The sequence below is a fragment of the Bacteroidota bacterium genome (assembly GCA_034723125.1).
GTDB lineage: Bacteria > Bacteroidota > Bacteroidia > CAILMK01 > JAAYUY01 > JAYEOP01.
Window position 1 is genome coordinate 1 of sequence record JAYEOP010000143.1, and the last position, 4,005, is coordinate 4,005.

Genomic DNA, 4,005 nt, shown 5'->3' on the forward strand with positions numbered 1-4,005 from the left:
TTACAAAACCCAATGACAGCTTGGCTAAATGACTATTAATGACAATTGAATGACTTTTACATTCACATCCATTATTAATTCAAAGCCCAAGTATAATGAGTAATACAAAGTTTTCTTAGAGGCACTACTTAAGCATAATGCAAATAGTTATTTACCAATTCTTTGATTTTCTCATTTTTACCGTATAGCTCTTCACTCATTTTTTCATCATCAAAACTTTTAAGATGCTCAGCAATATCTTCTAACATTCCTTGAGAAAAAACATTATATTTTGTTAAAACATTTGCTTTCTCCAGTAATTTTTTTGCAGATCCAAAGCATGATGTTGGCAAACTATCAAGTTTTTCAAGAATATCTTTGTGTTCATCATCAAAAATATTTACGTTTACATAAAGATCTTTTGCTTTTTCAAGAGCATTGTCCATTTCAAGACCATGACGAGCTGCTACAGCAAGTCCTGCCATAAGTAAATAAATATCTGCACTTCCGTCAGGACTTCTTAATTCCGCAGTTTGTTTTTGGCTTGTATCAGGAGCTTTACTGTCATCCTGTGGATTAACATCTTTAATCATCCTATGTGCATTACCAAGCCAGCCAAGTGGCACTCTTACTAATACAGACCTGTTTCTATCGCCCCAGCAAATATTTGTCGGTGCTTCCTGATGAGGTACTAATCGTAAATATGAAGTAGGAATGGTATTGCCAAAAGCTGATAAGGCAGGGGCAAGGTCAAGGTATCCTGCAATAATTTTTTTTGCCTCATCACTAAGTTTGTTGTTTTTTATCATAACACTTTTGCCGTCTTTTAACAGCTTGGTGTGAATATGTAATCCGCAACCGGCTTTTCCTACGGTAATTTTTGGTGCAAAAGTAATTGTTAATCCGTATTTATAGCCAAGCATTCTTAAAATCCATTTTGCCAAAATAAGTTGGTTTGCTGATTCTTCCATTGGTGCTGTAAGGAACTCAAGTTCGTATTGTTCCATTGCAAGCTTTCCTTCAGTGAAGCTACCGACCTCAGAGTGTCCGTATTTGAGTTTCCCACCAATTGAACTAATTATTTTCATTGCTTCGTCAACGATAAAACGCCATTTCGAAAAAGGTGGAGATTCGTGGTAACTATGCTGGTCTGTAGCAGGATAAAGTGCTTCTTTTTCACCGATTATATAAAATTCAAGTTCGCCCATTACTTGAAGTTCATATCCTGTGTTTTTTTGTAATTCTTCTTGTGCTTTAAGCATTATATTCGCAGGAGAACTTTTAAGGGGCTTGCCTTCAACCGTGTAATACTTGCAAATTATATCAAGTGTTGGATCTTCTTCAAATGGATTTACAAATGCAGTTTGATATTTAGGAACAATATAAAGGTCACTTGCATCTGCTTCAATATAGTCGAATATGCTGGAACCGTCCAATCGTTCTCCCATTGATAAAAGGTTATCTAATCTTTCTATTGAATCTATTACAAAACTTAATTTTTTTAATCTGCTATCACCTCCTACATAGCGGAAGTTTAGCATTTTTATATCATTTTCTGTTACAAATTTTATGATATCTGATTTTGTAAATTCTTTTGCAGGTTTTTTTAAATATTTTTCTAGTTCGTTGCTATACATGATTTTATATTTGTTATTTTATATTAACTAATTTTTTTCTAATTGCATTTACTGATTCCTTTGCTACGCCAATTTCAATTTTCTTTTCTATTTTTTCCTTTGTAATTTTTTTAATTTCGTCTTTTGAATTTTCAATATCTTTTTCCCAATTTTCAATATTTTTTAATTCTCTTTCATGCTCTCTTTCCAATTTATTGAGATCTTTGTTTTGATCCTTTAAATAATCTTCCGCATTATCCAACTGATCTTTAATCGCTTCTATGGTAATTTCTTTAGCAAAATCTTTTAAATAATTTTCAAAAATCTTATACTCTTCAGGACTATTTACTGAGGACACAAAACCACCTGTCATATCAATTGCAACTAAAAGAATATGCCTGTTATCACCATTTTCTTTAATAACAGAGAAAATATTAAATGGAGTTTTACCTATTTCTTTCATTGTTGCTCCAAAAACATCGATATTATTTTTTGTTTCAATTTTTCCATCAAGCTTTTTAAGTTTGTGTTTCCATTCTTTTTCAATATCTTTAAATTCTGATTCGTATATATTTATCATTAAAGTATTTCTAAATAATTCCCCGACTTTCATCTCGGTTTCTTCAACGCTAAAGTCGTAGTATTGAGAATAAGCATTGATAAAAAGAGTAGAAAAAATCAGAGTTAATAACATTTTAATTTTCATGCTTTAAATTTTTTTGTTTTAAAATGTTTAAACATACTTCATTATTAAGTGTCAAAAATAGAAAAAATAATTTATTTAAAGAACTGTCTTTTTCCTTTTGTCTTTCGAATTTTGCTTTCGTCATAGTCTTTAGCCTTTATGACAAAGAAAGAAAACAAATTGGAACATGAGTTCTAAAACAATAAAGAAACATCAATCTCAGAAAAAGACAGATATACTTTATATAGGGGGGGCTATAAATGGCGAAAATTTTAACTTTTTATTTTATAAACTCATCCCTGCCTTCTCTAAAAATAAAGAAGGAGTAAGCGGTAAAGTTAAAATTTTCACAGTATTGGTTGGTATTAGTTGTTTTTACAGAATTGATTTTTCAAAAAATATTGTTGAAATATGTACAAATGTATCATCCCTCTTTGCTTGCAGAGAGGGACAGGAGGGTGAGTCAAAGAAAGTTGCTATGAAAATAAATGTTCAATTTCAACTTTTTATTTATTAGCGATTCCATAATTTGAGTTTTTTAGAATTGTTTATTTGTTTATTTGGTGATTTGTTTATCTGATTATTCGTAACACATAACTTTAAGTACTTTAGGCACTCTAGGCACTTTAAGTACTTCTTTTTGTTTATTCAGAATTTGACTGTTGACTGAAGACTGCCTACTGCTGACTGGGGACTGTTTTTGACTACCTCTGCTAAAAAGCCCGAGATTGTCGCGGTCGTATTCTGACAACTAATATTTGTAGTAAAATTATCACATTTGTTTTGTCAGAACACTCCCTCACAATGACGATTTTATGGGTTGTTATAGGAATTGTTTATTTGTTTATTTGGTGATTTGTTTATTCGGAATTTGACTGTTGACTGAAGACTGTGGACTGCTGACTTGTTTAATTGAAAGCACCAACATACCGTCATTGCGAAGGAAGTATGACTGAAGCAATCGGATGAAAGAATTGTTTATTTGTTTAGATTCTCCTCCGTAGCTTTAGCGAAGGAGGATTTAGTTATCTGTCTATTCGGAATTTGACTGTTGACTGAAGACTGCCTACTGCCGACTGAGGACTGTTTTTTACTACCTCTGCTAAAAAGCCCGAGATTGTCGCGGTCGTATTCTGACAACTAATAATTGTAGTAAAATTATCACATTGTTTTTGTCAGAATACTTCCTCACAATGACGACTTTATGGCTTGTTGTTGTAGAAATTGTTTATTTGTTTATTTGATGATTTGTTTATCCGTAACACATAACTCTAAGTACTTTAGGCACTTTAAGTACTCTAAGTATTTCTTTTTGTTTATTCGTAACACATAACTTTTACCTTTTAGTTTTTACCTTTTAGTTTTAACTCACCTCAAAATCAAAACACTCCCCTTCAAACTCTCCCTTTTCCCCATAGTTCCCTTAGCGTAAATTTGATAATAATACGCTCCTACCGGACAGACTTTTCCTTTGTATTTTCCGTCCCATGAATCGTGGATGTTGTTGCTTTCAAATACTTGCTCTCCCCAGCGGTTGTAAATTTTTATGTTGTATTCGATTATGAATGTTCCTTTAATTTGGAAACTATCGTTTATTCCATCGGTGTTTGGTGTGAATGTGTTTGCTGCGTAAATGTGAAATTCTGTGGGAATGCATACTTCGTTTGAAATGGATTTTATACTGTCGCCTTTTCTGTTGGCAACAATTCTGTAGCAGTAAAATTC

The 4,005-nt window shown here is 32.3% G+C and carries 4 protein-coding genes; 1 reads left to right on the forward strand and 3 read right to left on the reverse strand.

The genetic code is table 11. The annotated features are described in order from the left end of the window. Positions 1–128 precede the first annotated feature (128 nt). A complete protein-coding gene (locus U9R42_04255; GenBank protein ID MEA3495229.1) occupies positions 129–1,616 on the reverse strand; it encodes a glutamine synthetase family protein in 1,488 nt (495 codons plus the stop codon). A 13-nt stretch (positions 1,617–1,629) separates the two neighbouring features. After that, on the reverse strand, positions 1,630–2,301 hold the full coding sequence (locus tag U9R42_04260; protein MEA3495230.1) for a hypothetical protein: 672 nt from the start codon (positions 2,299–2,301) through the stop codon (positions 1,630–1,632). Positions 2,302–2,467: 166 nt separating this feature from the next. Between U9R42_04260 and U9R42_04265 the strand changes: the two genes are divergently transcribed. Beyond that, complete coding sequence (locus U9R42_04265) at positions 2,468–2,797, forward strand: hypothetical protein (GenBank protein ID MEA3495231.1); 330 nt, start codon at positions 2,468–2,470, stop codon at positions 2,795–2,797. An 851-nt stretch (positions 2,798–3,648) separates the two neighbouring features. Here U9R42_04265 and U9R42_04270 read toward each other — a convergent pair. Next, a partial coding sequence (locus tag U9R42_04270) for a gliding motility-associated C-terminal domain-containing protein (protein MEA3495232.1) occupies positions 3,649–4,005 on the reverse strand: 357 nt, incomplete at its 5' end.

Coding starts and splice junctions, on each gene's coding strand:
- U9R42_04255 (MEA3495229.1), bottom strand. CDS start 1,616: ATGTATAGCAACGAACTAGAAAAATATTTAAAAAAACCTGCAAAAGAA.
- U9R42_04260 (MEA3495230.1), bottom strand. CDS start 2,301: ATGAAAATTAAAATGTTATTAACTCTGATTTTTTCTACTCTTTTTATC.
- U9R42_04265 (MEA3495231.1), top strand. CDS start 2,468: ATGAGTTCTAAAACAATAAAGAAACATCAATCTCAGAAAAAGACAGAT.